The sequence below is a fragment of the Paraburkholderia sp. J8-2 genome (assembly GCF_905220195.1).
In the GTDB taxonomy this organism is placed as follows: domain Bacteria; phylum Pseudomonadota; class Gammaproteobacteria; order Burkholderiales; family Burkholderiaceae; genus Paraburkholderia.
Genome location: NZ_CAJMZA010000003.1, coordinates 1 through 25,007 on the forward strand (window position 1 = coordinate 1; position 25,007 = coordinate 25,007).

General features: G+C 64.0%; 24 protein-coding genes. 8 read left to right on the forward strand and 16 right to left on the reverse strand.

From position 1 onward, the window contains the following. Positions 1-379: hypothetical protein (locus U5A52_RS08860; RefSeq protein WP_321934529.1), on the reverse strand; the 379-nt coding region annotated here is incomplete at its 3' end. A gap of 13 nt (positions 380-392) precedes the next feature. Further along, positions 393-896 carry a lysozyme gene (locus U5A52_RS08865; RefSeq protein ID WP_321908555.1) on the reverse strand — a complete coding sequence of 168 codons (504 nt, stop codon included), beginning with the start codon at positions 894-896 and terminating at the stop codon, positions 393-395. A gap of 864 nt (positions 897-1,760) precedes the next feature. Between U5A52_RS08865 and U5A52_RS08870 the strand changes: the two genes are divergently transcribed. From U5A52_RS08870 to U5A52_RS08880, 3 genes are read left to right on the forward strand one after another with little or no spacing between them, the layout of a single operon-like run. Beyond that, complete coding sequence (locus U5A52_RS08870; RefSeq protein ID WP_321908553.1) at positions 1,761-2,216, forward strand: (2Fe-2S)-binding protein; 456 nt, start codon at positions 1,761-1,763, stop codon at positions 2,214-2,216. 1 nt (position 2,217) lies between these two features. Next, the gene (locus tag U5A52_RS08875) at positions 2,218-4,482 is read left to right on the forward strand and encodes a xanthine dehydrogenase family protein molybdopterin-binding subunit (protein ID WP_321934530.1); all 2,265 of its coding nucleotides are present in this window, start codon (positions 2,218-2,220) and stop codon (positions 4,480-4,482) included. An 11-nt stretch (positions 4,483-4,493) separates the two neighbouring features. After that, positions 4,494-5,828, forward strand: coding sequence for a cytochrome c (locus U5A52_RS08880; protein ID WP_321934531.1), 1,335 nt, complete (start codon positions 4,494-4,496; stop codon positions 5,826-5,828). A gap of 84 nt (positions 5,829-5,912) precedes the next feature. Here the strand turns inward: U5A52_RS08880 and U5A52_RS08885 are convergent, their stop codons facing one another. The 8 genes from U5A52_RS08885 to U5A52_RS08920 all read right to left on the reverse strand — a co-directional run bounded on the left by U5A52_RS08885 (position 5,913) and on the right by U5A52_RS08920 (position 12,828). Further along, positions 5,913-6,716 (reverse strand): transporter substrate-binding domain-containing protein, encoded by an 804-nt coding sequence (locus U5A52_RS08885; RefSeq protein WP_321934532.1) that lies wholly within the window; start codon positions 6,714-6,716, stop codon positions 5,913-5,915. A 185-nt stretch (positions 6,717-6,901) separates the two neighbouring features. Continuing rightward, positions 6,902-7,711 carry an N-formylglutamate deformylase gene (gene hutG / locus U5A52_RS08890; RefSeq protein WP_321934533.1) on the reverse strand — a complete coding sequence of 270 codons (810 nt, stop codon included), beginning with the start codon at positions 7,709-7,711 and terminating at the stop codon, positions 6,902-6,904. Between the two features lie 27 nt (positions 7,712-7,738). Beyond that, positions 7,739-9,157, reverse strand: a complete 1,419-nt coding sequence (locus U5A52_RS08895) for a formimidoylglutamate deiminase (RefSeq protein WP_415773673.1) — start codon at positions 9,155-9,157, stop codon at positions 7,739-7,741. A 4-nt stretch (positions 9,158-9,161) separates the two neighbouring features. Then, on the reverse strand, positions 9,162-9,785 hold the full coding sequence (locus tag U5A52_RS08900) for a HutD family protein (RefSeq protein ID WP_321934534.1): 624 nt from the start codon (positions 9,783-9,785) through the stop codon (positions 9,162-9,164). Then, complete coding sequence (locus U5A52_RS08905; protein ID WP_321908540.1) at positions 9,782-10,549, reverse strand: amino acid ABC transporter ATP-binding protein; 768 nt, start codon at positions 10,547-10,549, stop codon at positions 9,782-9,784. Before U5A52_RS08905 ends, U5A52_RS08900 begins: the two co-directional genes overlap by 4 nt. Beyond that, positions 10,546-11,214: an amino acid ABC transporter permease gene (locus U5A52_RS08910; RefSeq protein WP_321934535.1), complete on the reverse strand. Its 669-nt coding sequence runs from the start codon at positions 11,212-11,214 to the stop codon at positions 10,546-10,548. Before U5A52_RS08910 ends, U5A52_RS08905 begins: the two co-directional genes overlap by 4 nt. A gap of 17 nt (positions 11,215-11,231) precedes the next feature. After that, positions 11,232-11,987 (reverse strand): transporter substrate-binding domain-containing protein, encoded by a 756-nt coding sequence (locus tag U5A52_RS08915; protein ID WP_321908537.1) that lies wholly within the window; start codon positions 11,985-11,987, stop codon positions 11,232-11,234. Between the two features lie 91 nt (positions 11,988-12,078). Further along, complete coding sequence (locus tag U5A52_RS08920; RefSeq protein WP_321934536.1) at positions 12,079-12,828, reverse strand: IclR family transcriptional regulator; 750 nt, start codon at positions 12,826-12,828, stop codon at positions 12,079-12,081. Positions 12,829-12,991: 163 nt separating this feature from the next. Between U5A52_RS08920 and U5A52_RS08925 the strand changes: the two genes are divergently transcribed. Then, entirely contained in the window at positions 12,992-13,996 is a 1,005-nt protein-coding gene (locus tag U5A52_RS08925; RefSeq protein ID WP_321908533.1) for an ABC transporter ATP-binding protein, read from the forward strand. Then, positions 13,993-14,754, forward strand: coding sequence for an ABC transporter permease (locus U5A52_RS08930; RefSeq protein WP_321908532.1), 762 nt, complete (start codon positions 13,993-13,995; stop codon positions 14,752-14,754). Before U5A52_RS08925 ends, U5A52_RS08930 begins: the two co-directional genes overlap by 4 nt. 30 nt (positions 14,755-14,784) lie before the next feature. Here the strand turns inward: U5A52_RS08930 and U5A52_RS08935 are convergent, their stop codons facing one another. From U5A52_RS08935 to U5A52_RS08950, 4 genes are all read right to left on the reverse strand, one after another. After that, positions 14,785-16,143, reverse strand: coding sequence for a tryptophan leader peptide (locus tag U5A52_RS08935; protein ID WP_321908531.1), 1,359 nt, complete (start codon positions 16,141-16,143; stop codon positions 14,785-14,787). A gap of 101 nt (positions 16,144-16,244) precedes the next feature. Then, on the reverse strand, positions 16,245-17,012 hold the full coding sequence (locus tag U5A52_RS08940; protein WP_158761326.1) for a ParA family protein: 768 nt from the start codon (positions 17,010-17,012) through the stop codon (positions 16,245-16,247). Between the two features lie 351 nt (positions 17,013-17,363). After that, entirely contained in the window at positions 17,364-17,900 is a 537-nt protein-coding gene (locus tag U5A52_RS08945; RefSeq protein ID WP_321934537.1) for a nucleoside deaminase, read from the reverse strand. 53 nt (positions 17,901-17,953) lie between these two features. Then, positions 17,954-19,078, reverse strand: coding sequence for a BMP family ABC transporter substrate-binding protein (locus U5A52_RS08950; RefSeq protein ID WP_321934538.1), 1,125 nt, complete (start codon positions 19,076-19,078; stop codon positions 17,954-17,956). 253 nt (positions 19,079-19,331) lie between these two features. On the opposite strand from U5A52_RS08950, the gene U5A52_RS08955 reads away from it, so the two are divergent. Continuing rightward, complete coding sequence (locus U5A52_RS08955) at positions 19,332-19,769, forward strand: cupin domain-containing protein (protein WP_321908526.1); 438 nt, start codon at positions 19,332-19,334, stop codon at positions 19,767-19,769. A 35-nt stretch (positions 19,770-19,804) separates the two neighbouring features. On the opposite strand, the gene U5A52_RS08960 is transcribed toward U5A52_RS08955, so the two are convergent. Next, on the reverse strand, positions 19,805-21,154 hold the full coding sequence (locus tag U5A52_RS08960; protein ID WP_321934539.1) for a polyhydroxyalkanoate depolymerase: 1,350 nt from the start codon (positions 21,152-21,154) through the stop codon (positions 19,805-19,807). Between the two features lie 325 nt (positions 21,155-21,479). On the opposite strand from U5A52_RS08960, the gene U5A52_RS08965 reads away from it, so the two are divergent. Then, positions 21,480-22,139: a glutathione S-transferase family protein gene (locus U5A52_RS08965; protein WP_321908522.1), complete on the forward strand. Its 660-nt coding sequence runs from the start codon at positions 21,480-21,482 to the stop codon at positions 22,137-22,139. Between the two features lie 145 nt (positions 22,140-22,284). Further along, entirely contained in the window at positions 22,285-23,757 is a 1,473-nt protein-coding gene (locus tag U5A52_RS08970) for a circularly permuted type 2 ATP-grasp protein (RefSeq protein WP_321934540.1), read from the forward strand. A 53-nt stretch (positions 23,758-23,810) separates the two neighbouring features. Here the strand turns inward: U5A52_RS08970 and U5A52_RS08975 are convergent, their stop codons facing one another. Continuing rightward, positions 23,811-24,884 (reverse strand): putative zinc-binding metallopeptidase, encoded by a 1,074-nt coding sequence (locus U5A52_RS08975; RefSeq protein WP_321908519.1) that lies wholly within the window; start codon positions 24,882-24,884, stop codon positions 23,811-23,813. Positions 24,885-25,007: the final 123 nt, after the last annotated feature.

Below are 25,007 nucleotides of genomic sequence, written 5' to 3' on the forward strand. Positions count from 1 at the left end.
GCCCCTGCCACGGTTCGCCAATCAGCGTACGCCACGCGGCGGCGGTTTCAGGCGCGGGCGGGTCCGAATCCTTTCGCAGGAGAAACTGTATCTGTCCCGCCGTGCTCCCGTCCGGCAGTGCCACGTTCTGGCATCCTTGCGCGGCGATGCCGGTATACGCGCCATTCACGAGAAGCCTGTACTTCTGGACGACCGCAAGTGACTGACACGGCTGCTTCTTGAGCGTCACGGCGACAATGTCACCCAGGGCGACCGGCCTTGGCCTGTACAACGTGGCCGGCTTTGTCGATGTGTCCGTTGCGCCCGGCGCGTCCGCCGCATTCACCAAAGATGCGGCCACAAGAAAGAGCATGGCCAGCAGGCCGTGTATCGCCTTCACGATTGTCCCCTTCTCAGTTCAGGAAGAGTGTTTGCTCTGCTTCTCTTCGCTTGAGCAAGCCCGGCAGCTGTTTTCCGTTGGCGAAACTCCAGCGCGGGAACTGCTTCGCCGCATCGTCGAAGTCTCTCGCGTTCAATAGCTTGAGGAGCGTCGAAGAACGCAGATTGCCCAAGCCGAGATTGAGCGTGAAACTCGTGAGTGCGCCGTACTGGTTGTCATTGAGCGCAACCGTGACGACTGAGAGTACGCCGCTTCCGGCATGCATCAAGTCGGCCTGCAGGAAAATTTCTGCCTGCGCCTCGCTGATTCCGTCCGGATAGAGTGCCTTGACCTTGTCGAGATCGGCATTGCCGCGCAGGAAACGACCATCGACTCCAATGGCGTGCCCCCATCCGATCGTCCAGATGCCTATCGGATCCATGTAAGGATAAATATCGCCAGTCGTAATACCAGGAATCCCCTCAGCCTTTTTGACGAGTTCAATGGTTTGCGCGTTGACAGCGCGAGGTTGAGCCATGATTTCCTCACTATTCAGTTATTCTCACGCACCGCATCCCGATCGAGCCACCGATCAATTTCGTGCTGCTTTCACGGGACCATTCTGTTTTTTCGTGAAACGCAGTAGTCGGGCGTCATACTCAATTGCAAACGAATGGACCGTCATCGTAGTTTTCCGGAAGACGCTACATTCATCGGTTCCCGCGACACGAATGACAAGTTTCCGTAAGGATTTGTCGAAGGCCATCAAGTCGGCGGCTACGCGACACACGTTGCCATTGGAGGTCCTGCAGAAGGGGCTGGACTTATGCCCGAACATTAGAAAGCTGCATCTCAGTTTTCCTGAAAATTTACGCCCGAATGTGCGCAAGCGCACACGCGATCGAATTGCGGCAGCACAGAGAGGCAACCGCCGGCGATGAATACGATAAGTAATCCAAATTGAATTTTCGAACCCGAGAAAATTCACAGCCGCGCCATGCCATGAAGCACACGTTTAAAGGCTACTTGGTTCTGTCGACAGCAAACGGCACTTCCAGCACAAGCACTCAGCAAAGGGCAATCAATCGTTGCGGAGAAATCAATTCGTGCGCGGCGCCGGTTCCGCCCCCCGGTTGCACCGCGGCTCATGGCATTTGCGCGAGGCCACACCCTGGACAACTTTGATTGCCGGGCCAGGACAGCTTTCGTTTGCAAGCCACCATAACGGACCGTTTTCTGCACGTATTTAAAGGCGGCGCTACACTCAACCGGTTGTCGAAAGGCCGTGCTCATGTGCCTGTGCTTTGCCCCCCATTAGGCGGGCAAAGCGGAACAGCCGGCGCGCGGACACTTCGATTGCGCGATCAATATCGACAAATCCCCACTCCCGGAGAGCCGCTTCATGACGACGCTGATCATCAACGGAGAAACTCATACAGTCGACGCGCCACCCGAGATGCCGCTGCTCTGGGTCCTGCGCGACATCGTCGGCCTCACCGGCACGAAGTTCGGCTGTGGCATTGCGCAGTGTGGCGCATGCACGGTGCATCTCGACGGTGAGGCGGCGCGCTCGTGCGTGCTGCCCGTCGCGGCCGTAGCGGGCCGCAAGATCACGACCATCGAGGCGATCGGCACGACGCCTGCGGGGCAGAAGGTGCAGAAGGCCTGGCGCGAGATCGACGTCGTGCAGTGCGGCTACTGTCAATCGGGGCAGGTCATGTCGGCGGCCGCGCTCATTGCCGCGAATCCGAACCCGAGCGACGCGGACATCGACGCCGCAATGGCGGGCAACATTTGCCGCTGTGGCACCTATGCGCGAATTCGCGCCGCCATCAAGCAAGCCGCGAAGGAGGCCTGACATGTCACAGGGTCTCCTCGATGCGCAGAACGGCGCGCCGCGACGCAAGCCGCAACACGACGGCGGCGGTCAACTCTCGCGCCGCACGTTCCTCAAGCTCGGTGCGGCAGCAGGCGGCGGGCTGCTGCTCGGCATCAGCTTTTCCGCAGGTGCCCAAGGCGACAGCCAGACGCGCAAGTCGATCATCGGCGGCGACGGCAACGAAGCGCCGCAAGACGGCGTGTTCGAGCCGAACGCGTTCGTGCAGATCGACCGCTCGGGCAAGGTCACGCTCATCATCCCGAAGGTCGAAATGGGGCAAGGCGTGTACACGTCGATTCCCATGCTGATCGCGGAAGAACTCGAAGTGCCGCTCGATAGCGTCACGGTCGACCACGCGCCGCCCAACGAGAAGCTCTTCACCGACCCGCTGCTCGGCGGCCAGCTCACGGGCGGCTCCACGTCGATTCGTTTTGCGTGGCAGCCCATGCGCGAAGCGGGCGCCGCGGCGCGCACCGTTCTGATCCAGGCCGCCGCGCAGCAGTGGCAGGTCGACCCCGCCAGCTGCCACGCCAAGGCAGGCGAGGTGCTGCACGACGCGAGCGGCCGGCGCATTGCCTATGGCGAGCTCGTCGATGCGGCCGCGCACCTGAGCGTGCCGCAGAAGGTGGCGCTCAAGGACCCGAAAGACTTCACACTGGTCGGCAAGCCCACCAGGCGCCTCGACTCGCCGGAGAAGGTGGACGGCTCGGCGCAATTCGGCCTCGACGTGCGCCTGCCCGGCATGGTCTACGCCGCCATCGTGAACTGCCCCGTGTTCGGCGGCACGCTCGCGAAGGTCGACGACACGCGCGCGAAGCAGGTTCCCGGCGTCACGCAGATCGTGAAGATCGACAACGGCGTGGCCGTGATCGGCGCGCACACGTGGGCCGCGAAACGCGGCGCGGCGGCGCTCGTCGTTCAGTGGAACGAAGGCGCGGGCGCGAGCGTGTCGATGCAGCAGATCGTCGGCGATCTGGCGAGCGCCTCGCAACGCGAGGGCGCCGTTGCGCGCAAGGACGGCGACGTGCAGCAGGGGTTCGGCAACGCGAAAACGCGCATCGACGCGGTGTATCAGCAGCCGTTCCTTGCGCACGCAACGATGGAGCCGATCAACTGCACGGTGCACGTGCAGCCCGACGGCTGCGACATCTGGGTGGGCACCCAGGTGCCCACACGCGCCGTGGATACGGCCGTGGCCGTCACCGGTCTCAAGCCCGAGCAGATCACGGTGCACAACCACCTGCTCGGCGGCGGCTTCGGGCGGCGGCTCGAAGTCGATGCGATCACCCAGGCGCTCAAGATCGGCAAGCAGCTCAATGTGCCGGTGAAGGTGTTCTACACGCGCGAGGAGGACATTCAGCACGACATGTACCGGCCGTACTACTACGACCGCATCTCGGCCGCGCTCGACGCGAACGGCAAACCCGTGGCGTGGCAACACCGCATTGCGGGGTCTTCGATCATGGCGCGCTTTGCGCCGCCCGCCTTCCAGCACGGCGTGGACCCCGACGCCGTGGAAGTCGCCGCCGACCTGCCCTATGACCTGCCGAACCAGTTGATCGAATACGTGCGCCAGGAGCCGCATGCGGTGCCCACCGCGTTCTGGCGCGGCGTGGGACCGACGCGCGGCACGTTCGTGGTGGAGAGCTTCATCGACGAGCTGGCCGTGGCCGCGAAAACCGATCCGGTCACCTATCGCCGCAATCTGCTCGGCAAGTCGCCGCGCGCGCTGGGCGTGCTCGACGTGGCCACGCGCGCCGCGAACTGGGGACCGCCGATGCCGAAGGGCCAGGGGCGCGGCGTTTCGGTCATGCACGCGTTCGGCAGCTTCCTCAGCATGGTCGCCGACGTCACCGTGGACGACGGCGAGGTGCGCGTGAACCGCGTGGTGTGCGCCGTGGATTGCGGCATGGTCGTGAATCCCGAGACTATCGAGGCGCAGATCCAGGGCGGCATTGCGTTCGGCATCACCGCCGCGTTGTGGGGGGAAATCACGATCGAGCGCGGACGTGTGACGCAAACCAACTTCACCGACTACCGGATCATGCGCATCGACCAGATGCCGGTGATCGAAGTGCATATGGTGAAGAGCGCCGAAGCGCCTGGCGGGATCGGCGAGCCCGGTACCGCGGCGGTCATTCCGGCCGTGGCGAATGCGATCTATGCGGCCACCGGAAAGCGTCTGCGGCATTTGCCCGTGGGCCGCCAGCTCGCGAACGCGGGCGCATCCGCACAGTCGGCGTGAGGGAGCGAACCATGACGAAAACGATCAAGGCATCCCAACGAGCCCGCGGCCTGCGCCGCGCCGCCGGCCGCGGTGCAAAACTCGCGCTCGCCCTCGCGGCCTTCGCGTGTGCCGGTGCGCGCCCCGCTTTTGCAGCGGCCGCAGCGGACGCCGCCACAATCCAGCGCGGCGCCTATCTCGCCACCGTGGGCGACTGCGCGGCGTGCCACACGGCGCCGCACGGCAAGCCGTTTGCAGGCGGCCTGCCGATGAACACGCCGCTCGGACGCATCTACACGACCAACATCACGCCCGACCCCGACACCGGCATCGGCAACTACACGCAGGCGGACTTTGCGCGCGCCATGTGCGAGGGTGTGGCAAAAGACGGCCACAATCTCTATCCGGCAATGCCCTATCCCTCGTACGCGAAGGTGCGTGACGAAGACGTCGCCGCGCTCTACGCGTACTTCATGCAGGGCGTGCAACCGGTCAGGCAGAGCAACCGCGACGCCGACATCAAGTGGCCAATGAACATGCGCTGGCCGCTCAAGCTCTGGAACGCCGTCTTCCTCGAGAAGGGCGCGTACCAGGACAAAGCGGGCAAGGACGCGGCATGGAACCGCGGCGCGTACCTCGTGCAGGGCCTCGGCCACTGCGGCTCGTGCCACACGCCGCGCGGCGTCGGGTTCAACGAGAAGGCGCTCGACGAAAGCGGCGACGCCTGGCTCACGGGCGCCGCACTCGACGGCTGGTTCGCCTCGAACCTGACGGGCGAGCACAACACGGGCCTCGGGCGCTGGAGCGAAGCGGACCTCGCGCAGTTCCTGAAGACGGGTGCGAACCAGCACGCCTCGGCGTTCGGCGCGATGACCGACGTGGTCAACAAGAGCACCCAGGCCATGAACGACGCGGACGTGAACGCGATCGCCGTCTACCTGAAGTCGCTGCCGGCGAAGGGCGGCGATGGTGGACCGGCGTATGCATATGACCCGCAGGCGACGAAAGTATCGCTCTCGCGCCCGGCCAACGATGCGGGCGCGCGCGTCTACACGGCGTATTGCATGCATTGCCACGGCGCCGACGGGCGCGGCTTCGCGCCGATGTTCGCGCCGCTCGCGGGCAATCCGAACGTGCTGGAGAAGGACGCGTCGTCGCTCATCAACGTCACGCTCAACGGCACCGGCGATCTCGTGATTCAGGGCATGCCCGCGCCGTACCCCATGCCCGCTTATGCAGATGTCCTAAGCGACAAGCAGATTGCCGACGTGCTCACGTTCGTGCGCGCGGGGTGGAACAACAAGGCGGGTGCGGTGGGCGCGGCAGAAGTGGCGAAGATGCGCACGAGGACGCAGGCGGCGCGCTAAAAAGGAGTGATGAAGCGATCGCGCCGGCCATGAATGCGGCCGGCGCGAGTGAAGCAAGGCGCTGGTAGCAAAGCGCCTGTCGCGTTAGTGAGCGAGCGGTTGCGTCACGTCCTGGCCGAACCACTGCATGGAGATCTTCTTGAGCGTGCCATCCTGCTTGAGCGAGGTGAGCGCGTCGTTGATCGCCTTCTCGAACTTCGGATTGCCCTTGCGGAACGGAATGGCCATTTCCTGATCGGCGCCCGGCAACACGGCGCCCGGACGCAGCGGCAGGTTCGACGTCTTGATGATGTACGGCAGCATCAGGCGGTCGTCCATCGTTGCGTCGATGCGCTTCGCGGCCAGGTCGCGCAGCTTCTCCGGCGCACCCGGATACGTTTGCACGTTGATGCCCGGCACGGCGCGCGCCATCTGGTCATAGTTGGTGCCGAGCGTCACGCCGAGCTTCTTGTCGCCCTTGAATTCGTTGAGCGTCTTGAATTCGCGCTTGTCGTCGGCGCGCTGGATCAGCTGGGCCGCCGAATACGTGTACGGCTGGCTGAAGTCGAGCGCCTGCTGGCGTTGCGGCGTGATGGTCACCTGATTGACGATCACGTCGAACTTGCCGGCCTGCAGCGCCGCGATAATGCCGCTCCATTCGGTGGGAATGAACTCGGGCTTGACCCCGAGCTTGGCCGCCACGGCCTTCGCGACGTCCACATCGAAGCCGACGAGCTGGCCGCTGCTGTCACGGGAATCGAACGGGGGATAGGTGCCCTCCAGACCGATTTTCAGCACCCCGGCCTGTTTGACGGAATCGAGCAGATCTTCCGCATGGGCGGAAATGGCGGTGAATCCCAGTGCCGATACCGCAAGCGCGCTTGTGAACAGGAGCTTCTTCAACTTCATTCAATCTCTCCTCTTTGTCTGGATGTCTGGACTGCTTCGCGATGGCACATCAGCGCCCCCCGAGGCCGCGTCGCTAGAGAATACTACGATCGGCAGCGCCATCGTAGCCCGCGCAACTGAGTACTTTCCCGCGCTCAAGCGGCATCCAGGACGGGGCAAACCCGAATAGCCGAAGCGCCGCGCTATCAGCCCGCCGAGGCGTTCATCGCCTTCACGGCCTCGAGCGCGCCGCCCACCATCGCGCTCACCGCCGGCTCGATTTTCTGCGCGAGCGACGGCGCGTAGTCGAACGGCGCTGCCTCGCTCATATACGTCGACTGGCACATTTCGAGCTGCACGGCATGCACGCCGTCTTGCGGCGCGCCGTAGTGTCGCGTGTTGTAGCCGCCCTTGAAACGGCCGTTCGCGATCCATGTGAAGCCGCTTGCCGAAGCCGCGCGCTCGACTGCCGCCTGGACCGCCGGCGCCGCCGTGCGGCCGTCCTGCGTGCCGATGTTCAGATCAGGCAGCTTGCCATCGAATAGCCGCGGCAGCACGCTCGCAATCGAGTGCGCTTCCCACAGCAGCACGTTGGCGTGTTGCGTGCGCAAGCGCTGCAACTCGGCGCGCAGCGCGTCGTGATACGGCTGCCAGTAGGCGGCGACGCGGCGTTGCCGTTCGTGCGCATCGGGCGCACGGCCCTCGCGATAGAGCGCCGCGCCGCGAAACGTTTCGGTCGGGCACAGCGAAGTCGTCGTCTGCCCCGGATACAGGCTTTCGTCATTGGGCGGCCGGTTCAGGTCGATCACATAGCGCGACACGCGCGCACCCAATATCGTCGCGCCCAATGACTGCGCAAACGCATAGAGCCGGTCGAGATGCCAGTCGGTATCGGCAACCGTGAGCGCAATGTCCGTATAGGCGTCGCGCAGCGGCTCGGGTATCTGCGTGCCGAGGTGGGGAATCGAAATCAGCAGCGGCGCCGTGCCGCGTTCGAGCAAATAGAGGTCGGTCATGTGGGCTCCGTTCGGTTGGCCACGCACTCAAGCGCTGGCGAGGAGATGGTTCAGCGCCTTGCGATAGCCGGCGTACAGGCGCGTTTCGTCGCGGTGGCGCCGGTGCGCGACGACTGGCTCGCCGCCCACGTACACGTCGCGCACCGGCGTTTCGCCGTGCTCGCAGAACACCACGGAGGAAAGCCAGCTTTGTGGCGTTTGCTGCGCGAGGTTCGGGTGCTGCGCGTCGAGCACGAGCCAGTCGGCGCGGGCGCCCTCCTGCAGCGCGCCCACCGCGCGTCCGGTTGCGCGCGCGCCGCCAGCGAGCGCCGCGTCGAACAGACGGTCGGCCACCTGCGCGGTCTCGTGCGATGCGAGCACATTGCGTTCGCGCCGCGTGAGCCGCTGCCCGTATTCGAGCAGGCGCAACTCGGCGCGCCAGTCCACGCCGATATGGCTATCGGAGCCGATGCCGAACGCGCCCTGCGCCGCCAGGTAGTCATGGGCCGGGAAAAAACCGTCGCCGAGATTCGCCTCCGTCGTGAGGCACAAGCCCGCCACCGCGCCGCTCTTTGCGAGCGCCTGCGTCTCGTTCGTGTCGATGTGCGTCGCGTGCACGAGACACCACCGTGCGTTCACGTCGAAGCGATCGAGCAGCCATTGAACGGGCCGCGCGCCCTCGGTTGCGAGGCACGCGTCCACTTCGGCGGTCTGCTCGGCAATATGGATATGCACAGGCGCGTGAGGCAATGCGCCATCGAGCCCTTCCAGCAGCACGCGTAACGAGTCCTGCGACACCGCGCGCAGCGAATGCGGCGCGACGCCATAGCGCAACACGCCGTGTTGCGGCTGTAAGCGTTGCAACGATTCGACGATGGCGAGCAACTGGTCGGGCGTGTTGATGAAGCGCCGCTGGTCGTCGCGCGGCGGTTGCTGGCCGAAGCCGCTGTACTGGTAAAGCACCGGCAGCATGGTCATGCCGATACCGCTGACTTCTGCCGCCCTAACCACACGCTGCGCCAGCTCGGCGGGACTCGCATAATGCTGGCCGTCCTGCGCGTGATGCACATAGTGGAACTCGCACACGGACGTATAGCCCGCTTTGAGCATTTCGACGTAAAGCCAGCTCGCAACGGCCTCAAGATCCTCGGGCGTGATGCGCGCAGCGAAACGGTACATCAGGTCGCGCCAGCTCCAGAAGCTGTCGGTGGGATTCGCGCGGTATTCGGTGAGGCCCGCCATCGCGCGCTGGAACGCATGAGAATGAAGATTAGGCATGCCAGGGATGAGCGGACCGGCCGCGCATGCGACGCCCTGGGGCGCGTGCGCGAGATCGGGCGTCACGCCGCGCAGCGTGCCCGTTGCGTCCCATTCGAGCAGCACGTTGCGGCGCCAACCGCCTGGCAGGTATGCATGGTCTGCGAAAAGCGCGTTCATGATGGAAAGCGGAGGAATAACGGTGCTCATGAAATCAGGTTCGCGCAATATCGAGTGTGACGGCCAGCAGCGTGCCTTCGCCGCGCGCTTCGAGGTTCATTGCCTGCCCGGCGTCCACGCGCAACGTGTCGCCCGGCGCGAGCGCGATGAAACCCTCGCCAGCCACGCTCACCGCAACCTCGCGTTGCACGGCATGCAGCAACACGGTCTGCGCACATACCGTGCGCCGCCCTGCTTCTCGCCACACTTCGAGCGCGCCATGCGCGACGCCACGGCGCACCATCAGGTTGAACACGCGCACGGGCCCTGCGGCAATCCGCGCATCGATCGTGGATTCACCGGCAAAGCGGGCGATGTCCAGCGCGCTTTCCAGCCTGTGCGTTACGTGGGGCATCTCTGCGGCGGCGCGCACTTCGTCCAGCTGCAAGCTCGCGCCTGCGATCAATACGAGCGTACGGTCGACGCCATCGAAACGCGAAAATGGCCCGGCCTGCGCGATATCCGCGAGACTCACGCGCCAGGCGAACGCATCGGGCGGCGCGAGCGCCGCGCCACCCGCCGCGATTTCGCGCGTCACCCCGCCGCCATTCTTCCAGGGTGCGGGCGCAAGATCGACGCCGCGCAGCAGCGTCACCGTTGCTACGGACGAGCGGCTCATGCTCGTGAAAGCACCGCTTGCAGGAAGCTGCGCGTGCGCGGCTGCGCTGGCGCGGTGAAGATCGTCGAAGGCGGCCCCGCCTCGACGATCTCGCCCCCGTCCATCACCACCACGACGTCGGCCACTTCCTTCGCGAAGCCCATTTCGTGCGTGACGACCACCATGGTCATGCCCTCGGAAGCCAGCAGCTTCATGACCTGCAACACCTCGCCCACCAGCTCCGGGTCGAGCGCCGAAGTCGGCTCGTCGAACAGCATCACGCGCGGCTGCATGGCGAGCGCGCGCGCAATCGCGACACGCTGCTTCTGTCCGCCCGAAAGGCTGGCCGGCATCACATGCGCCTTGTGCGCGAGCCCGACTTTCTCGAGCAGGGCAAGCGCGGCGGACTCGGCCTGCGCCTTCGAAGCGCCGCGCAACATGCGCGGCCCTACCGTGATGTTGTGCAGCACCGAGAGGTGCGGGAACAGGTTGAACGACTGGAACACCATGCCGACTTCGGTACGCAGCGCGTTGAGCGCGCGGTCCTTGAGCATCGCGCCGTTTTCCACGAGGCGATGACCGCAGATATCGACCGTGCCGCCCTCGGGCTGCTCGAGGCCGTTGCAACAGCGCAGGAACGTGCTCTTGCCCGAACCGCTCGGGCCGATCACCACGACCACTTGTTGCGGCTGAATATCGAAGTCGATGCCGTTGAGCACGAGGTGCGAGCCAAACGACTTCTTGAGTCCGCGAATGCTGACGATCGGATCCGGTTGCGTGCTCATTGCACCATCCCTCCTGCGCGCAAGCGGCGCTCGACGCGATGCAGCGCATAGTTGGTCGTCTGCGTGAGCACGAGGTAGACGAGCGCGATCACGAGGTACACCTCCAGCGAGCGATACGAAACGCTGATGATCTTCTGGCCTTCATGCATGAGGTCGTCGATCGTCAGCAGCGAGACCAGCGCGGAATTCTTGATGAGCGCGATGAATTCGTTGCCAAGCGGCGGAATCATGCGAACAACGGCCTGCGGGAGAATGATCGCGCGCATGGCCTGCCCCGCCGACATGCCGATCGAACGCGCAGCTTCCATCTGCCCGCGATCGACGGACTGAATCGCGCCGCGCACGATCTCCGAAACATAAGCCGCCGAATAGAGCCCGAGCCCCAACATGCCGCAAACGAACGCCGGCAGCAGAATGTTGAACTGCGGCAGCCCGAAGAACAGCAGGAACAACTGCACGAGCAGCGGCGTGCCGCGAAAGAAGACAAGGTAGCCGGTGCAGAAGCCGTAAATGAGCCGCCGTTGCGGCGCGAGCCGGCCGATGCCGATCAAAAGGCCGAGCAGGCAGCTGAGCACGAGCGCCGCGGCGGTCACCTCCACCGTGACCAGCGCGCCGTGTGCGATGTCGGCCCAACCGGCTATGGCCGGAGAGAAGTCGAGTTGCATGGATCAGATCCGCCGCATTACTTCGAACCGGCGCCGAACCACTTGTTCACGATCTGGGCGTAGGTGCCGTCCGCCTTGATCTTCGCAAGCGCTGCGTTGAGCGAATCGCGCAATTGCGGTTCGTCCTTGCGCACCGCAATGCCATAGGCCTCCTTCGTCAGCTCCGTGTCGAGCACGCGAAATCCCGGGCGCGTGCGTGCGAACTGATACGCAGCGGGCTTGCCGGTAACGGCGGCGTCGGCGCGGCCGATGCCGACCAGGTCGAACATTTCCTGGTTCTTCTCGACCTCGACGCGCGTGACCTTCGGGTAATTGTCGCGCAGGAAGTTCACCGACTTCGTGCCGACCTGCACGGAGACCTTCTTGCCCTCGAGATCGGCGAGCGTCTTGATCGGCGAGTCGGCCTTCACGAGCGCGACGAGGCCGCCCGCGAAATACGGCTGCGTGAAGTCCACCACCTGGCTGCGTTCAGGCGTGATGTAGATGCCGGAGATCGCGGCGTCGAAGCGATGCGCAATGAGCCCCGGAATCAGCCCCTTGAAGTCGATGTCGGTCCACTGGACCTGCTTGCCCATGGCCTTGGCGAGCGCGTTCATGAGGTCGACGTCGAAGCCGGTGCGCTGGCCGTTTTCCGTGAACTCCATCGGCGGGAACGTCGCATCGGTCGCGACCTGGAGAACGTTCTGCGCTTGCGCGCTCGCGGTGCCGGGAGCGGCGGCGGCGAACATCGCGAATGCGACGCACGTGGCGGACAGCAGTTTGTGCAGTTTCATGGTTGGACTCCGGTGTGTGGTTGATCGGGACGCTACGGTTGTTGACTTCTTTCGTTGCGGTCTATCGAAATGCAATCGCATTCGTTCGCATTCATTCGGTTTGCAGGCGGGCGGAAATGGCGTGCGCAGTGCGCAAGGTCCAGTCGGCGAGTTGAAGCTCGCGGCCCGCCACGCGCGAGGACGGCGCCATCAAGGTGATCGACGCGTTGGCGAGCGCGCCGCGCGCAACGCGCCGGAACACCGGCGCGCTCACGCCCCATACGCCGGGGTCGACTTCGCTTTCGCTCACCGCGTAGCCGCGTGCGCGAATCTGCGCCAGTTCCGCTTCGATCGAGGCGCGGCCCGCTGCGTCGCCGGCGAAGAGGCGATCGAGCGCCTCGCCGCGCGCTTTTTCTTGCATGAACGCGAGCAATGACTTGGCCGACGCTCCGGCCTTGAGTGCAACCGCGCGCCCCTTCTCGAACGAGCAGCGCAGCGAATGCGTGCTCTCGACCATTTCGAGGCAGACCACCTGGTCGTTCACGGCAACGACGAGCCCGACACTCTCCTGCGAGGTCCGCGCGAGTTGCAGCATGCCTTCGCGGCTCGATTCGACGAGCAGCGAATTGACGTCGAAGCCGAGCGCAAGCTGCAGACTGATGGGGCCCGGCGCGTAATAGCCGGCGTCTTCGGTCACGAAGCCCCAGCGCTTGAGCACCGCGACCTGGCGGTAGAGTGTGCTCTGCGCGAGACCCGTTGCCGCGAGCATGTCCTTCGCGGACATTGCCTTGCCGCGGCTCGCGAGTGCCGAAAGCACCAGTAGCAGGCGCTCTGCGCCGGTAACACCGGGTTCGTGTTTCACCTGGAGGACGAAGGCTGAATGGATGCAGTCAGCATGCCACGTCACTCCCGGAAATCAAAAATACGATTCCCAGCGAATGGGAATGCGATGCGAGGGTTTTCCCTGGAGAGGTCCCGTGTGGTCCGCGCGGTGTGTTTTACCCGCTTCTGGTAATGTCACGCACATGCAAACGATCCTCTCCATCGAGAATCTCTCGAAAGTCTATGCATCGGGGCTCCACGCGCTCACGAACATCAACCTCGACATCCAGCGCGGCGAAATCTTCGCGCTGTTGGGGCCGAATGGCGCGGGCAAGACGACGCTCATCAGCATCATCTGCGGCATCGTCAACGCGAGCGAAGGCAGCGTGCGCGTGGCCGGTCACGATATCCTCGCCGACTACCGCGCCGCGCGCTCGCTGATCGGCCTCGTGCCGCAGGAACTCACCACCGACGCATTCGAAACGGTCTGGGCCACGGTGTCGTTCAGCCGCGGCCTGTTCGGCAAGCCGGCCAACCCCGCGTATGTCGAACGCGTGCTGCGCGACCTGTCGCTGTGGGAGAAGCGCAACAACAAGATCATGACGCTCTCGGGCGGCATGAAGCGCCGCGTGCTGATCGCGAAGGCGCTCGCGCACGAGCCGCAGGTCCTGTTTCTGGACGAACCGACTGCGGGTGTGGACGTCGAATTGCGCCGCGACATGTGGGAACTCGTGCGCGGGCTCAAGGCGAACGGCGTGACGATCATTCTCACGACCCACTACATCGACGAGGCCGAAGAGATGGCCGACCGGATCGGCGTGATCAACGCAGGCAAGATCATGCTCGTCGAGCACAAGGACGTGCTCATGCGCAAGCTGGGCCGCAAGCAACTGACGTTGCAGCTCGAAGCCCCGTTGCGCGCCATTCCGGAAGGGCTCGCCGCCTGGGGGCTGGAACTGGCCGGCAGCGGCGCCGAACTCATCTACACCTACGACAGCGAAAACGAGCGCAACGACATCATTGCGCTGCTGAAAGACCTGAGCGATGCCGGCATTGGCTTCACGGACCTGAAAACGAGCCAGAGTTCGCTGGAGGACATCTTCGTGAGTCTCGTCCATCAGGACCCGGCGGCCGCTGCGCCATTCGCCGCGCCTGCGGTCGAGGAAGATGGCAAAGCACAGGTAAAAGGACAGGTAACCTCGCGATGAACCACTACGCAATTCGCGCCATCTACCGCTTCGAAATGGCGCGCACCCGGCGCACGCTGATGCAAAGCATCGTTGCGCCGGTGATTTCCACCTCGCTCTACTTCATCGTATTCGGCTCCGCGATCGGCTCGCGCATCAAGGAAGTCAATGGTGTGAGCTACGGCGCGTTCATCGTGCCGGGCCTCATCATGTTGTCGCTCTTGTCGCAGAGCATTTCGAACGCGTCGTTCGGCATCTACTTCCCGCGCTTTACGGGCACGATTTACGAACTGCTCTCGGCGCCCGTGTCCTACCTGGAAATCGTGATCAGCTATGTCGGCGCGGCGGCGACCAAGTCGGTGGTGCTCGGGCTCATCATCCTCGCGACCGCGGCGCTGTTCGTGCCAATCCAGATCCAGCATCCCGTGTGGATGGTGCTGTTCCTGCTGCTAACGGCGGTCACGTTCAGCCTGCTCGGCTTCATCATCGGCATCTGGGCGGACAACTTCGAGAAGTTGCAGATCGTGCCGCTGCTGGTCATCACGCCGCTCACCTTCCTTGGCGGCGCCTTCTACTCGGTCGACATGCTGCCCACCGCATGGAAGGTGATCACGCTGTTCAACCCGATCGTCTATCTCATCAGCGGTTTTCGCTGGAGCTTCTACGGGCTCGCGGACGTCGACGTCGGCGTGAGTCTCGGCATGACAGCCGCCTTTCTCGCGCTGTTCCTCGTGATCACGGCGTGGATCTTCAAAACGGGCTACCGGCTGAAAACCTGACGTTAGCGAATCAGCCGGATGCCCGCCTCTTCACGCGGGCACCTGCCCCGTTGCGCTGTCGTGCGGTCCGTCCTGGGGACGGTTCAGCGGGCCGTCGAATGAGCCGTCCAGAATACGAAGCTTGTCGGTCATATCGGGAAAGCTGTGACCCGCGGCGCGAAGCTCATTGACGATCCGATGCCCAACGGCCCGGCAGTGCGCCAGCGTCTCATGCAAACGCGGCTCGGACTGCAGCCCCGTCACCGCCCGCTCCAGCTCAGGCGGCGATTCGCTCAGCAGTGCGGGCACGACTTCCTCCGGCGGGATCAGCGAGCCGTGACTCAGCAGTTGCGCCGTCCAGTCGCACCCGTACAGCAGCGCGCGCCGTTCGGCCCTGCGCGCTTCGTCCTGCTCGAGCGCGGCGAGGCTCGGGCGGCTCTTCTGGATCTCGGCGCGCCACGGCGCAAGCACGTCAGCACGTAGCGCCGCGATCGCTTCGCCGAGCGCAGCGTTTTGCCCGCCCGCTACGAGGCGGCGTTCATCGAGCCGGTCGACTTCGTCCCGATAGCTTTCGAGGTAGGCCAGCCAGTTCAGCGGCAGCTCCGGCTTTTCGAAGAATGCGCGCCTCACTTCATTGAGTTCGTTGCGAATGTCCTGCAGCGCCTGATTGTCGGCGAGCCGCGCTTCATGCACGTCGTGGGCCGTCACCATCTGCCGGTGCAGAGGGAAAAGCGGATTGCTGTAGCGCCGCTGCAAGTGGCGCTCCGCCGCGCCGGGCCGGGCGCTCCATTTCCAGTTGGGCAGCGACTTCGCGTCGAATTCGACGGCCTCGATCATCGGCCGGAAAACGGCGAGCGCTTCGTCAGTGGCGTGGCGAAAGCAGTCCGCCAGCTTGTAGTCGTTGCCTTGCAGGGAAGCGCCCGCCTCCCCCGCATAAGGCGACTCGGGCCGAAGCCTCAGGGTGCCGGTGGCGAGAAAGAATTCCATCGGCAGTTCAACACGCATGCCTTCCACCGCGAACGCGCGCTGTTCGGCGGAAATCGCTTCGACAGCACGCGCCAGGCGATTTTCCTGGTCGAGCAGTGCATCGATCGCGTCTCCCGAAGACGGCTGCGCGGCATCGGCTAGCAGGCAAAACGTTTCGCGCGCCATTCGCGCCGCGATGGTGCCGTGCTTCTCGGCAAACAGCCAGAACCACAGGGCAAGCTGATAGCCCTTGACCCCATTTTGGGCGGTCGTTTCGACTTCGGGGGTGAACGCGATGCCGGGCGCGGCCCAGTTCGCGAACGGCGGCGTGCCAACGCCCTGGTACATGCCCAGGAGTTGGCGTATGGATTCATGCGTATCGGTCGGCCAGTTGCGCGCCTCTTCTTCCTGGCGCTTCTCGGTCTTCCAGAACCTCCAGTCCATTGTGCACCTCGCAAGAGAGCAAGAGTATCGGTGCTACTCGCTGCGAGGGATACTTGCACACTCCGCCGGGGGCGTAAACCGGTGATGTCCGCTCTTGCTCTTCAGGCTCCGCTCAATTCCTGGTGTAGCGCGACAAACTCGCGTGTGAGTTTGTGCGCCGGGTCGAGGTGCACGACAGGCTTGGCCTGCTGATGCGATTCACGAATCTTCACCGACGACGACAGCCGCGACGACAGCACCGGCAACCCTTCATCGACGAGTTCGTCGACGAGCTTCTGCGGCAGGCTCGCGCGCGGCTGGAACTGGTTGATGACGATGCCTTCGACCGTGAGCGCGGCATTGTGATCCTGCTGAATCTCCTTCACGTTCTCGAGCAGCGTGTAGAGCGCGCGGCGCGAGAAGTCGTCGCAGTCGAATGGAATGAGGCAGCGCTCGACCGCGATTAGCGCGGAGCGCGTGTAGAAGTTCAGCGCAGGCGGCGTGTCGATGTAAATCGCATCGTACATGTCGAGTTCTTTGAGCGCGTCGCGCAACTTGTAGATTTTGTAGCGCGACTCGAGCTTCCCGTGCAGCGTGTCGAGGTCCGCATGCGCGGGCATCACGTCCAGATTCTCGAACGGTGTCGAATGAATGAACGACGTGACGTCGATGGGCCTGAAGCTGAAAGTCAGCGCGGTTTCGAAGAAGTCGGCGACGTTGGGCTTCGCATCGGCGGAAGCGGCCCCGAGCAGGTACTGGCTCGAATTTGCCTGCGCGTCGAGGTCGATCACGAGCGTACGCTGACCCTCATTCGCGCTGATTGCGGCGAGATTACAAACAATCGTTGACTTGCCTACGCCACCCTTCTGATTGAATACCACACGCCGCATGTCTTCGCTCCCCTGTTTCTCGTCAATGCAATGAGACGGATGGGGATGAGCATACCCGATGCGGCGGTGCAGAAAAGTTTTTTGGTGGCGGTTTTCCCGGCCAGCGGCTAGTTATATGACCGCTTCATTTTCCCGGGCCGTTTGGCTGGTTATAACCACTACCGTCGCATGCGTAACTCGCGGTTGCCGGAAGCGCGAGGACAAGCGATACAGCCAGCAGGGCTGCAAACACGCGTCGAGCTTTCATTTGCTTTCCTCCTGTTCAAACGAAGCCGGTGCGTTAAGCATAGGTCAGATGACTTAAAGCGCAATTGCGCGTGATTACGCCCAATTACGCCCCCGCGACTACGGTTACCGATGCCCCCAAAACCTGCGCTGCACCTGCATCACTTCTTCCTCGACCTCGGGCACGGGCCCGATCAGCTCTACGCGCTTCTGGCAATGGTCGAACACATAACGCGACGACACACTCATCGTCGGATTCTCCGCATGGTCGCCCGTGCATTGCAGCAGCCGCTCTTCCGTCATGCCGAACACCACGCGCCCAATGTTCGCCCAATAGGCCGTGCCCGCGCACATGCAACACGGCTCAACCGTCGTATACAGCGTGCAACTCCACAAGTATTGCGGCGTAAAGTTCAGCGCAGCGGTACGCGCGAGCACCGCCTCCGCATGATTGACGGTATCGACATTGCCCTGTTCGATGAGCACCGACTCCTGATCGGGTCCGACGAGAATGGCGCCAAACGGGTGGTGACCCAGGAGCGTCGCACGCTCCGCGACAAGGCTCGCGTGACGCAAATGGCGCACGATCTGTTCGCGCGTCGGCGCGAGCCCTTGTTCGGGAAACGCCGACGCGCTTTGTTGCGGCAAATGGGTCAGGCTCAAACTGTGTCTCCTCCTTGTTGTGGTGTTACGTCGGTGGCGTTACGTCGGCGGTGTTACTTCGGCAATGCGCCGTCTACGCCTTGCACGAACCAGTTTAGCCGCTGCAACTCGGCATCGGGCAGCGACGTGCCGGCGGCCACCTTGATCGCGCCGCTCTGATCCTTGATCGGTCCCGCGAACGGATCGAACTTGCCGGCAATGATATCGTCGCGTTTTTGCGCGAGCGCCTTTTGCGCGGCAGGCGAAACGGTTGCCGTATTGATGTCGGCAAGGTCGATGGCTTTTTCCTTGAGGCCCCACCACGTTGGCGCATTGGTCCACGTGCCCGCCTGCACCTGTTCGACCAGGTGAGAGTAATACACGCCCCAGTAGCTCACGCATGCGCCCAACTGAGCATTCGGGCCGAACTTCTTCATATCGGAGTCCCAACCGAACGCGTGCACCTTCTTCTGCTCGGCCGTCTGCATCGTCGCCGTCGAATCGGTGTTCTGAATCAGCACGTCCGCGCCCTGGCCGATCAGCGTTTCGGCCGCCTGCTTCTCCTTGCCCGGATCGAACCAGCTATTGATCCAGATGACCTTGACCTTCGCATTCGGATTGACCGAGCGCGCGCCCATCGTGAAGGCGTTGATGTTGCGCACCACTTCCGGCACCGGCACCGAGGCGACGAAGCCGAGCGTATTCGTCTTCGTCGTATAGCCGCCAACGAGCCCGGCGAGATACGCGCTCTGGTACGTGCGCACATCATAGGTTGCGAAGTTCGCAGCCTTCTTGTAGCCCGTTGCGTGCTCGAATACCACGTCCGGGTAATCCTTTGCGGTCTTCAGTTCGAAGTCCTGAAAACCAAAACTCGAGCCGACGATAATCTTGTTGCCCTTGCTTGCGAGATCGCGAAACACGCGCTCGGAGTCGGCCGATTCGGGCACGTTCTCCACGCGCGTGACCTTGATCTTGTCGCCGAACTTCGCTTCGATCGCCTTCACGCCCTGCTCGTGCGCATAGGTCCAGCCTGCGTCGCCGGGGTTGCCGAGATAGACGAACGCAACGCCGATCGGGGCCACGGCGGGGGCCGCGGCGGTAGCCGCGGGGCTTAGCGCGGCACAGGCGCCGAGCGTGGCGACGACCGTCGCCGCGAAGCGCAGTGAGCGCACCGCCGCGCAAGCGAATTTTGTTGCCATGAGGTCTCCGAAACAGGATTGGGAAGGATGCGACGCTATTCGACAGTTGTCCGCCGGATAACGTCACGTTAGCGAAAATATTGGTCAGTCAAAATTAAGGCCGAAATTTCGATTCATTATGTGATGAATAACAGAATCGATATAACCGGCCACGGCGTCATAGCAGCACTCAAATGTTCGGGGCCTCACGCTGGAACGCGTCGTGCTTGTCGAACCCGTTGCCCCTTCAACCTTCGCGCTCGGGAGACCTGTCATGCAAACCGCACTCGCCACGGACTTTTCGCACGTCAAGCCGCAGGACACGTCATTTACGGGCGGAGGGCTGCGCGACTTCTTCGTCTATCGAGACCTGGGAATCGCCGATGCGACGCACGGCAAGGTGGTCGCGCAACTCGTCAGGGCAAATCTTGCGCCGGAATTGGGCACGGGCTGGCACCGGCATGAGGCAGAATTTCACATTGTCATCATGCTCAAGGGCTGGGCGCGCTTCATGTACGGCGACAAGGAAACCCTCGTCGAAGCGGGGGACTGCGTGCATCAGGCGCCGGGCATCGCGCATTACCTCTTCGATTACTCGCCCGACATGGAGTACCTCGAAATCGTGAGCCCCGCCGACTTCAAGTCGATCGATGTGGAAGCGCCATGCGCCGTGCCGGCGCCGACGCCATGGCAAACGAGCGCCGCGACGTAAAGCGACCTGACGCGACCTAAAGCGCGCCGTCCGTCCTATTTGGGCTGCGTTTCGGCCGCGCGGCTGATCGCCGATGCCGCATGTGCGTCGGCGTCGAGCAGCGCGCGCAGGGTCACCTGATCGTCGCCTACCGCCTCCGGCGCCGCAATGCGTCGCGCGCGCGGCTCGTGGTCGTGAATGGTCGAGCGCACGAGCGGATAAATCTGCGTGTCCCAGCGGCGGCCATTGAATACGCCGTAGTGGCCCACGCCCGTCTGCACATGATGCGTCTTCATATAGGGGCGCAGCCCCCGGCACAGATCGTGGGCGGCCACGGTCTGCCCCACCGCGCAGATATCGTCCTTCTCGCCTTCGATCGTGAGCAGCGCCGTACGGCGGATCGCGTGCGGCTCGACAAGGCGCTCGCCCACCTTGAGCTTGCCGAGCGGCAGTTCGTACTCCTGAAACACCGAGCTGACCGTTTCCAGATAGAACTCCGCGGTGAGATCGGAGGTGGCGAAGTACTCGCGATAGAACACGTTGAGCGCATCGGCTCTCGCGGGGTCGCCCTTCGCCCGTTCGTGGCGCATCTCCTCGAATGACGCGAGATGACGCTCCAGATTCATCGACATGAACGCGCTGAGTTGCACGAAGCCCGGGTACACGCGCCGTTGCGCGCCGGGAAAGCCGCCTGGCACCGCGCTGATGAGATTGCGCTCGAACCACGTGATCGGCTTGCTGTTGGCGAGTTCGTTGACCTTGGTGGGATTCACCCGGCAATCGATCGGCCCCGCCATCAGCGTCATGCTCGCGGGCTGCGCGGGATCGTTGTCGGCGGCCATCAACGAGACGGCCGCCAGCGCCGCGACCGTCGGCTGGCAGATCGCCACCAGGTGCGCATCGGGCCCGATGCGCCGAATGAAGGACATGACGTGCTCGACGTATTCGTCAAAGCCGAAGCGGCCCGCCGCCAAGGGCACGTCGCGCGGGTTGTGCCAGTCGGTGATATAGACGTCGTGGTCGGCCAGCATGGTGCGCACGGTGCCGCGCAGCAGGGTCGCGAAGTGCCCCGACATGGGAGCGACGAGCAGCACGCGCGGCTGCGGCACGGCCACGTCCTTGCGAAAGTGGAGCAGCGAGGCGAACGGCGTGCGCTTGACGACGCTTTCGGTCACCGGCGTGCGCACGCCATCGACCTCCACGAAATCGATTCCAAACGGCGGCCGCGCGTGCGAAAGCCCGGCAAGCTCGATCTGCTCCCACCATGCATCGAGATAGCGCGCGTCGAATCCGGATGCGAGCGTGGGCCAGGCCGCGATCGCCGCGCGGGAAAACGACGCGGCGGCACGCCCGAACCTCGTCGCGTCCGCGAACGTCTGGTAGGCCAGGTAGGCAAGCAGGTTCATGGGCACGGGTCTCAATTGTCTTGAACGCGAAGTGAAGCAGGCAATACATATGCCAGAAGCGTTCATTGGCACAGTGTTTGCACCTTTTCGGCGTGGCGCGGCATGCGTGCGCGAGCACGCGCGCCGCGGCCTGCGCGTCGCGCCGCGGCAGCGGGGCGCGAACGCCTCGCGCAACGTGCACAGCACGCCGGCTGCGCCGTCCTGCATGCCGCAATGTAGTGCGGCGCATGCCGCGAGAGGTGCATGCACCCGTGATGCGCGCATTCGGTGCATGCGGCTTCCTTCCCGCACCTGCCCACCGTTTCCTTACCGTTCTGGAGCACCCATGAATCAGACGAATACGACCCTGACGATCAGCAGCCGGAACTATTCGTCGTGGTCCATGCGCGGCTGGCTGCTGGCCAAACTCGCTGGACTCGAATTCGAAACGGTAACCGTGCCGCTCGACGACGCCGCCGCGCGCGCCGAGTTGCTGCTGCTTTCGCCTTCCATTCTCGTGCCCTGCCTGCGTCACGACGGCATCACGGTCTGGGACACGCTCGCGATCTGCGAATACCTCAACGAGATCCAGCCGCGAGCGCAATTGCTGCCCGCGGACCGCACGGCGCGCGCGCACTGCCGCTCCGTATGCGGGGAGATGCATTCGGGCTTCAGCGCATTGCGCTCGGCGCTGCCCATGAACCTGCGCGGCCACTTCCCGAACTTTCGCGTCTGGTCGCGCGCGCAGGACGATATCGGGCGTATCGTGACGATCTGGCGCGAATGTCTGCAAAAGTATGGCGGGCCCTGGTTGTTCGGCGAGATCGGCGCGGCGGACGCGATGTATGCGCCCGTCGTCACACGCCTGCTAACCTATGACGTGCCGATCGACCCCGACATCGGCGACTACTGCATGCGCATACTCAAGCAGCCTTACGTTGCTGAATGGATCGCGGCGGCCCAGTCGGAAACCGAGGACATCGACGAACTCGATATGGAGTTCTGATCGTCACCGTGCACCAACAACGGGCGCGACACGCCCCCGCCCGGCATCGGCATGGAAGTTGCATGACCCCATGCAGCCCGATTATCGAACTGTATGAAGAAGCGCGAAGCAACAGCGCAGAAAAGCAGCGGACGGAAAGACGAACATGAAGCAAACATTCTTCAACGAGATGTTCGAGTACGGGGAATTCGACGTTCGCGGCCTCTCCGCCGCTGCGTTCGCGCAGGCCGGCGAGCCGCGCGCCCATTACCGCGAATTCTTCACATGGATGCGCAGCCAGAGCGAGCAGCAAATGCTCAAGAAGCGCGCCGAAGCCGACGCCATCTTCCGGCGCGTGGGCATCACGTTCGCCGTCTACGGTGAAAAGGACGTCACGGGCGCGGGCACCGAGCGCACGATTCCCTTCGACGTGATCCCGCGCATCTTCCAGCGCCAGGAGTGGAACACGCTCGAGCGCGGCTTGCGCCAGCGCGTGAATGCGCTGAACCGCTTCATCCACGACATCTACCACGAGCAGGAGATCGTCAAGCGCGGCATCGTGCCCGCCGACCAGATCCTGCGCAACGCGCAGTACCGCCCCGAGATGCAGGGCGTGAATGTCGCGCACGACATCTATGCGCATATCGCGGGCATCGATATCGTGCGCGCCGGCGAGGGCGAGTTCTATGTGCTGGAGGACAACCTGCGCGTACCCTCCGGCGTGTCGTACATGCTGGAAAACCGCAAGATGATGATGCGGCTCTTTCCCGACCTGTTCGTGCGCAACCGCGTGGCGCCGGTCGCGCACTACCCCGACCTGCTGCTCGACACGCTGCGCGCCGCCGCCCCTTCCGGCACCGACAACCCGACGGTCGTGCTGCTCACGCCGGGCATGTACAACTCGGCGTACTTCGAGCACGCGTTTCTCGCGCAGCAAATGGGCGTCGAACTCGTGGAAGGCCAGGACCTCTTCGTCGAGAACGATCACCTCTATATGCGCACCACAAAGGGCCCGCAGCGCGTGGACGTGATCTACCGGCGTGTGGACGACGACTTTCTCGATCCGCACGTCTTCCGCTCCGACTCGACGCTCGGCGCGGCGGGCCTCATGAACGTCTACCGCAAGGGCAACGTGACGCTCTGCAATGCGGTGGGCACGGGCGTGGCCGACGACAAGTCGATCTACCCCTACGTGCCCGACATGGTGCGCTTCTATCTGGGCGAGGAACCGCTGCTCAAGAACGTGCCCACGTGGATGTGCCGCAAGGCCGACGACCTGCAGTACGTGCTCGACCATCTGCCGGAACTGGTCGTGAAGGAAACACACGGCGCGGGCGGCTACGGCATGCTGATCGGCCCGGCCGCCACGCGCGCCGAGATCGAGGAATTCCGCGCGGTGCTCGTCGCGAACCCGGATAAGTACATCGCGCAGCCTACGCTCTCGCTCTCCACGTGCCCGACGTGGGTCGAATCGGGCGTTGCGCCGCGCCACATCGACCTGCGCCCGTTTGTGCTCTCGGGCAAGGAAGTGCGTATGGTGCCGGGCGGGCTCACGCGGGTCGCGCTGCGCGAAGGCTCGCTCGTGGTCAATTCCTCGCAGGGCGGCGGCACGAAGGACACCTGGGTGCTCGAGCGCTGAGCCGGCGCGTTGGCGAACACAAGAGCGCAAAAACGCAAGCGGCGCGTGGACGTTCACGACCGGGAAGACGAAGCCGAGATCACGCGATGAACGAAGCGCAATTTGTCGATGACAGGCGTTGCCAGCGCGAACGGATAGCCGTCCGGCATGCCGAGGCTGCGGTTCAGGCTATTGAGCGCGTAGGTGAGCGGAAACCAGCGCGCCATGAGGCTGTCGAAGCTCGCCTCGTCCACCGGCGTCTGGTCGACCAGCACAGGCTCGTCGCGGCTTTCGGGCAGCAGCGCGAGGCCGCAGGCCGTGGCTGTGTCGAGCGTATCGACGATATGCAGGTAATGCGCCCACGTCTCGGCCCAGTCCTCCCACGCATGCACCGACGCATACGCGCTCACATGGCGTTCGGCCCAGTCCGGCGCGGGGCCTTCGGCGTAATGCGCGGCGAGCGCTTCGGCATAGTCGGCGCGCTCGTCGCCGAAGCAGCGGCGAAACGGTTCGAGCCAGCGCCCGGTTGGCTCCTGCGCGATGAGACGGTCGAAATAGTAATGGCCGACCTCGTGGCGGAAATGCCCCAGCAAGGTGCGATACGGTTCGTGCAGCGAGACGCGCGTGCGCTCGCGATGCGCGTCGTCGGCCTCGGCGATGTTCATCGTGATGAGGCCATGATCGTGGCCCGTCATGACCGGCTCGCCATCGTCGGTTGCCTCGAGAAACTCGAATTGCAGGCCGTGTTCCGGGTCTTCGGCGCGCGTGACGAGCGGCAGGCCGAGCGCACCCAGCGTATAGAGCAGGCGCCGCTTGGCCGTTTCGAGGCGATACCAGTACAGGCGGTTCTCGGCTCGCGAGAGGTTGGGGATCGTGCGCGTGAACTGGCAGGCGCGGCACAGCGTGTCCCCGGAATCGGCCGGAATCATGCCGTTGCAGACGTTTTCGACCGCGTAGTTGTGGCACTGGCGAAAGAGCGCGCCGGCGGCCTTGGCATTCAGGCTGCGCCAGCGGCCTTCGCCCGCGTCTTCGAAAGCGTGCATCTCGCCCGTCTGCGGCACATAGCCCAAGCGCGCCTCGCATCGCTCGCAGCGCTCGTTTTCGAAAAACACCAGCTGATTGCAGTGGTCGCAGTGAAAGGTCTTCATGGCCGCATTCCTGTGATGGCCGCGCGGGCCGCAGCGCCTCACGCAGCACGCGGCGTGCCTCGCACGCGCGCGGGCCGCGCTTTTGCCCCGGTTGCCGCCGCGGCTGTCACATCCCGCACTCGC